8 protein-coding genes are annotated in these 6150 nt (G+C 61.3%); 4 read left to right on the top strand and 4 right to left on the bottom strand.

Annotated elements, in window-relative coordinates; translation table 11 throughout:
- Positions 1–133 precede the first annotated feature (133 nt).
- Positions 134–607 (top strand): hypothetical protein, encoded by a 474-nt coding sequence (locus J7U37_RS24600; RefSeq protein ID WP_247637454.1) that lies wholly within the window; start codon positions 134–136, stop codon positions 605–607.
- A 346-nt stretch (positions 608–953) separates the two neighbouring features.
- On the opposite strand, the gene J7U37_RS24595 is transcribed toward J7U37_RS24600, so the two are convergent.
- The 3 genes from J7U37_RS24595 to J7U37_RS24585 form a co-directional block, all read right to left on the bottom strand.
- Complete coding sequence (locus J7U37_RS24595; protein ID WP_247637453.1) at positions 954–1814, bottom strand: DUF3800 domain-containing protein; 861 nt, start codon at positions 1812–1814, stop codon at positions 954–956.
- 159 nt (positions 1815–1973) lie between these two features.
- Positions 1974–2276, bottom strand: a complete 303-nt coding sequence (locus J7U37_RS24590; protein ID WP_247637452.1) for a hypothetical protein — start codon at positions 2274–2276, stop codon at positions 1974–1976.
- A 1040-nt stretch (positions 2277–3316) separates the two neighbouring features.
- Positions 3317–3517: a hypothetical protein gene (locus J7U37_RS24585; RefSeq protein WP_156376273.1), complete on the bottom strand. Its 201-nt coding sequence runs from the start codon at positions 3515–3517 to the stop codon at positions 3317–3319.
- 323 nt (positions 3518–3840) lie between these two features.
- On the opposite strand from J7U37_RS24585, the gene J7U37_RS24580 reads away from it, so the two are divergent.
- The 3 genes from J7U37_RS24580 to J7U37_RS24570 are packed head-to-tail and all read left to right on the top strand — an operon-like array spanning position 3841 to position 4621.
- Positions 3841–4071, top strand: a complete 231-nt coding sequence (locus tag J7U37_RS24580) for a hypothetical protein (protein WP_247637451.1) — start codon at positions 3841–3843, stop codon at positions 4069–4071.
- On the top strand, positions 4068–4451 hold the full coding sequence (locus tag J7U37_RS24575) for a hypothetical protein (protein WP_247637450.1): 384 nt from the start codon (positions 4068–4070) through the stop codon (positions 4449–4451). Before J7U37_RS24580 ends, J7U37_RS24575 begins: the two co-directional genes overlap by 4 nt.
- A complete protein-coding gene (locus tag J7U37_RS24570) occupies positions 4442–4621 on the top strand; it encodes a hypothetical protein (protein ID WP_247637449.1) in 180 nt (59 codons plus the stop codon). Before J7U37_RS24575 ends, J7U37_RS24570 begins: the two co-directional genes overlap by 10 nt.
- A gap of 455 nt (positions 4622–5076) precedes the next feature.
- Here the strand turns inward: J7U37_RS24570 and J7U37_RS24565 are convergent.
- Positions 5077–6150 (bottom strand): ATP-binding protein (locus tag J7U37_RS24565; RefSeq protein ID WP_247637448.1); only part of this gene is annotated, 1074 nt, incomplete at its 5' end.

The following is a 6150-nucleotide window of genomic DNA, read 5'->3' as shown; positions in this document are numbered from 1 at the left end:
ACTGCGTCCAGGACGCGAATGCGCAGATCGTGACTGTAGGCACGGGCCATGGCGATCTCCCTGACGAACCTTCAGGGATCAACGCTCACCTCGCCGCAACGACTCAGGGATCGTGGAAAACGCTCTAGCGTCCGTGGAGCGGGATCGCGCCCGCGCCGAGGCGAAGGCCGTCGACCCGCTGGCCAGCGAGGACGAAGCCAACGAAGGCAAGCGCGTCCACGACAGCCTTCGCTTCGATCTTGAGCGCCTGAACAGCTCCCTGTCGCATCTAAACCAGCGTCTTGCCGTCGTGACCCGCGACGAGGATCAGGCAGCACGTCGGACCCAGTACGGTGCGGCGGTGAAGGCACGAGACGAGGCGGCGGAAGCGCTCCGCAAGGTCTACCCCGAGGCCGTGGCGGCAATCCGCAACGTCCTGGTGCAGATCGCCGAGGCCGAGGCTTCCGTGCTCGCCGCAAACCAGAACAAGCCCGACGACGCCGAGCACATTGTCGGAGCCGAGGCCAAGGCTGCCGGCAAGCCCGTAAACGTGGCTGGTGAATACAGCCTCGCGACGGGCGTCCGGCTGCCGACGCGCTTCGGCTCTGTTGAGTGGCCTGCGTGGTGACGAGGGGGGGGCTGAGGTGTGGCCGGTAGGGCAGCAACCTCGGCCGCGAGCCTGATCTGTCGAAGTCGGCGACGCTTGCTGGCCGATGTCACACGCCGCGTCGGCTGCGCACTCAGGTAGATGCGCGCGAGCCGGATGGTGGAAGGGGAGCGGACGCAGGCAGGGCAGGTTTGGCAGGATACAAGTCAAAAGACATAGTGGACAGTGTCTAAAAATGTTTTAAGCATTTGATTTAATTAGGTTTTTTTGCCAGTCAAAATTGTCGCACGGGAGGAAATTTTCGTGGAGTGCGCTTGTCAACGACAAAGAAAGTGATATGTATCTGCGCAGGCACAGCCTGTTAGGTTCACCGTATGGGGGCCGCGAAAAAGCCGGGGGAAACCCCGGTTTTTTTGTTTTTCCAACCCCGCCGGTCGAAACAGTAATGCTTAATGCCGACGCCGCTGATTTGATCTTGAGGCACACCAAAGTTTATTATTTTCTTGGCATCTCGCAAGCTTCTGTATAGCGGGAATTTTTTATCATAAGCATTTCTAGCTATAGAATAAATATAAGAGTCTGCTACCTGAAGCATTACAGAGTCTTTGTTCTTATACTCGATTGTTGATAGCGTTCGAGCAAAATCCTCCTTTGGGAGGGGCTTGTACTTTGCGGAGTTAGACTCGTCAAATGCCAAACCATTCGCCTTGAGGTTTTTGAAGTATCCTTTTACAGTGTCGTTTATCCCGACGTCGCCTTCAAATATTATATTTAGCTTCCTGTCATTATTGATCGCGTGCTTGGTCGCACGCTCAATCAAGATGTCGAAGGCGCTGCGACAGAGAAGCCATTTGCTGCCCTTGTGTTTTTCAACATAGCCACGCGCAGCATATCCAGGTCGATCAATAACGCATGCCATGCCTAGTACGGGCATGGAAGACAAGACCTTCTTATAGTCAGACCAAAACTGCTCTCTTGCTTCTTCAGTTTTAAGTCCAAGCCAAGAAAAGCCTTTCTTCTCTGACATCATATCGGTGATGTGTAGCGGAGATGTGATTTTCCAACTCTTGACGAAAGCTGAGTGACGGCCCTTGACCTCGTCCTCGTTTTCTTGGGCGACAATGAAACCACCTAGTGCGAACCAATCCCTCCCGAACCGGGTAGGATCTGGCCTCTTGTCAGGATGTCGAGAGCCGGTTTCGTCAATGTATAAATTGAAGGCGGGCATTTTTCGCTACCGTTGATGGCTCCGTCTACATGTCCTCAAACGGGGCTACAAGGGCGCAAACTAGGCGCCCCGCTGCCAATACCCCTCCCACGTTCGACTGACAGGCGATGCCATCGCCGCTCGAACAATATCGAAGGGGGTGTCACGCTCGCGCTTGTGTTATCCCCTCCCTCCCTGGAACGGCCGGAACAGCCAAGCGAGTCGGCCGGCATCCTTATCCTCGGCATCGCCGATCTGATCGATGATCTGGCCGAGTGGCGCCGGCAGGTCGACCTCGTACTTATCTAGGATGATGGCTGCGTCGAGCAGGGCGTTGATGTGCGCCTTCGGTACCGGCTCGTCTGCCGCCTGAGCGGCCAGCACACGATCGGCGAGAAGCGTCGACAGGCGCGAGACCTCTGACAGCCGTTCCGATGCGCCGTCGTTGGTGTCAGATGAAAGGGCGTCGGTCTGCTGGGCCATGCTACAACTGGGCCTCCCTTAGCAGATTTACCGAGACCCCCATGCAAGCTCCTCGCCCTCGTACCCGCCGGCGCATCCCGCTGATGGCATGGTGCATTCTGGCAGTTGTGCTGATCAGCGTCATAGCGTGGATCGGCTTTTTGGGATGGGCTGCCGAGAAGGTTGTTTGATGACTCTAAACAGCCTGACTCCGGGGGCTCGCCACGCTGCGAACTGAAAGTAACGCCTGCCGGCCGCACTACGCCTCATCGAGGAGCGAAAATCGTGATGTTGCTGTTGAGCTGGTAGGCGGCCGTTGGTGGGGTGTTGGCAAATCTGAGCCTGATGGGGCTCTCACCGAGAATGGCTCCGAAGGCGGGTGTCACTTTCATCGGCAGGCACTGGGTTAGAGCAGCCGCAGCCGCACCTTCAAACCGTTTCCGAGCATCCTTGTCGCCTTGGAGCTGTCGGGCTGTGATGAGAGGGGGCCCCCGCAGGCTCCCTGTCTTGTTCAAGCCGAAGCGGAACGCGATCATCGATCCATCGGTGTTCTCAGGCACCGTCCAGCAGGACACGATTGCGGCTCGGAATTCGGCCCAGTTATTGACGGGGGGCGAGGGCGGTGGGGAGTGAGCCCAAGAACCAGTCGAAAGTGCCGGTGTCACGCCTATCAGCAGTGCCACAATTATCTGACAGCACTGCATGACGGTCTCAGCCCTTTCGTTTGCGGAAGGATTTGATGAAGCGCTTAACTTTATAGCCTCGGCTCATAGAATTAGGGCTAGCACCCTCATCGCGCGCCAACGTTTCTTCAGCTTCCGGTTCGTTAGCGGCTGGCAGCGCTGGCTTCATAGCTTCAGTAAGTCTGCGCAAAGCCTCGGTAACTCCTGGCGGCCAGTCCACGCCGTTTTCATGTAGCAGCCTTGCGGCTTCTACGAGTGCATTTGCCTGATAAGGCGGAACTGGGCTTCCTATAAGCTGCGTGTTGAGTACGCGGTAGGCAAGCGATGTAGCAAGCCGCATGACCTCAGCCAGCCTTTCAGACTGAGGTTGGCCATCGCTCATTTCAGGTAGCCCTTCGCCTTGAGGTGCTCAGCCAAAATTCGGCGAATTGCTTCAGCACGCGGCGGTTTGGGCTCGGGCTGATCATCACGCCATGCCTCCACAGCGACCAAGAGGTCTGAAGGCATGCGAACGCCTTGCATTGGCGTCACGCCTGTAGCCGGACGCCCTCTGGTTTTTTGATTATCAGGAATTGACATCCACATATTTCCTGATTATCAGAAATTCAGGCCAAGCGGAAGCGCGAACTTCCACTTGGCCCTAACCATCCCCGTTTCTGAGGAACGAAAATGGCTATCCAAGCCCCTATCACGCCGGCTCGTGCCGGTGAACGCGGTCGCCTGCGCGAACCACAGTCTGGCCCAGTGACGCTCGCCATCCGTGCGATGCGATCGAACGAAGCTCCCTCGTGGGAGATGCGCCAGCGTCAGATCGATGAGGAGCGCCAAGCGCTCAATGCTCTCCGTGTCCGCATCGCCACGCAGTTCGCTGCTGATACCGCCTTGCTGGAAGGAGTGAGCGCATGAGCAATCCTGTGGCCCTTCCCGATATCTTCCTGGCTGTCTCCGACATGGAAGACGACATCCACGCTGTACGTGGGTTCGCAGAGGCGTTTGCCATCTATGGCGCGTCCGCCAGCATGATCTCGCCTCGCTCCGTCATGGTGATTGCTGACGCGTTCGAACTGGCGGCTGAGCGCCTGCACGCTCGTTGGGAGAGGGCATTCAAGATTGCAGCGGAGGCCAAGCCATGACCGGCCCTGCATCCCGCCGCGCTCTACTCGGCAGCATCGCCGCTCTGCCGGCGCTCACCGTTCCCGCAATCGCTGTGGCCTCGGCCCAGTCCGACCTTGCGAAGCTGTGTGATTTCGCTGTGCAGCACGGCGACTGGATCAATCGCGCGTGCTCCACAGAAGGGGGGTGGCCTGACGAAAAGATGGCGTTCGAGATGCGCCATTACTGGGACGCGTTCGATCAGGCGGCGGAGCAGCCATCCGTGGGGCTCCGCGAGATCCAGGCCAAGGCGCGGCTCAGCCTTCGCGAGATGGAGGACTCGGGCGAACTTGAGAACGCCAGCCCCGGCCTAGCGCTAGCAGCTGACGTTCTTAGGGAGGTCATCGCCCTATGCGTCTGATCAGCGACCTCTATCACACTTGGCTCGTCAAGGCCGCCCGCCGCGATATGCGGAGCGCAGCCTTCTACGTCGGCCGTGCCGAGGATCGGCTGAAGGCTGCGGGTCTGGAGCTGCCGCCAAGGGAGGTGGCTGTGCCGCTTGTGGGCTCGCGCCACGCAATCAGATCTTAGGGCGAGGATTGTCGTCCACGCCCACTCGGCAATGGGGGGAAGCCAAGCATAGGGGCGTGGACGGTCGATCCTCAGACCGACTCCTAGGGAAGTGCCATCCGGGCTGTTCGTTCGATGCGGCGCGCAGATGTCGCGCCTGCCGGCATCAATCCGATTTGATCTGCACCGACCAAAGGATGGCACCGGAGATGAGCATCAGAGAAACGATGCTTCCGGCCATAACAAAGATTTCTAACAATTGACGGGCTTTCGGGGCACCGAGCAAGACAGCCTGGATGCCTCAGTCCAACCGCGGAATAGAGATCACCACGGTGAATGGATCTGGCGCAGATCCTGTTCCAGGTGCGGCAACACTGCCGTCCGCAGCAGTTCGCCGCCAGCCGCCCCTGTCCTAAGACACTATGTGGGTCAAAATGTGGGTAGAGCAGATCAGTTCGGAGCTAAGTGCATGACTATCAATGAAATTTCTGAAGATCCATGCGGAAGATCGTGCCTCCCGCGGGATCGTCGAGGACCGTCAGGCTGCCGCCGCAATCCTCGACGATTCCGCGGGCGATGGCGAGCCCCAGCCCGAGCCCGTCCGATTTGGTGGTGAAGAAGGCGTCGAAAACCTGCGCCCGGACGGCCTCGGGCATGCCCGGGCCGTTGTCCCGGACCTCGACGCGGACGTGGTCCGGGGCCTCGGCCGAGGCGTGCAGATCGACGCGCAGATCGACGCGCGGGCCCGCCGGGCTGCCGTGTCCGGGGGGCTGGCCCGCCACCGCGTCGAGGGCGTTCTGCAGCAGGTTCACGACCACCTGTTCGAGGCGCGGCCCGTCGCCCAGGACCCGCAGGCCGGCCGGCCCCGTCTGCACCGTGAGCGGGATGCCGGCCGCCGCCGCCCGGGCCGCCACCAGCTCCAGGCCGTTGTGCAGGATCTCGGCCAGCACCACCGGCTCGCGCCTGCCGGAGGAGCGCCGGGCGAAGCCCTTGAGCTGGCGGGTGAGGCCGCCGATGCGGTCGGTGAGCCGCCCGATGGCGAAGGCGTTCTCCTCCGCCTCGTCGGTCCGGCCGCGCCGGACCAGGATGGCGGCGTTGTCGGCGTAGGAGCGGATGGCCGCGAGCGGCTGGTTGATCTCGTGGGCCATGCTGGCGGCGAACTGGCCCAGGGCCGCCAGGCGTCCGGCCTGAGCGAGTTCGCGGCCCAGGCGCTCGCGCTCGGCCTCCGCCCGCCGGCGCTCCTCCATCTCGAGCCGCAGCATCCGGTTGGCGTCGGTCAATTCCCGGGTCCGCTCGCCGACGCGAGCCTCGAGGATGTCCCGCTGCGCCGAGGCCTGGGCGAGGCGCTCCCGATTGCGCCGGCCGCGGCCCGCCAGGGCGGTGAGGCCGAGGCAGGCGAAGCCGGTGACCAGGGCGGCGATGATCCAGGCCTGGGCCCGCTCGCGCTCCACCGCGTGGCCGAGGGGCGTCAGGGTGAAGAGGCGCCAGCCCGTGCCGGGGATCGGCGCGTCGAGGAGGAGCGCGGCCCGCGCCGGCTGCCCGCCCTGCCC

The organism is Methylobacterium sp. 37f (assembly GCF_023093475.1).
GTDB lineage: Bacteria > Pseudomonadota > Alphaproteobacteria > Rhizobiales > Beijerinckiaceae > Methylobacterium.
Note: the sequence above shows the minus strand (reverse complement) of the source record. Positions and strands in the feature narration are given on the sequence as shown.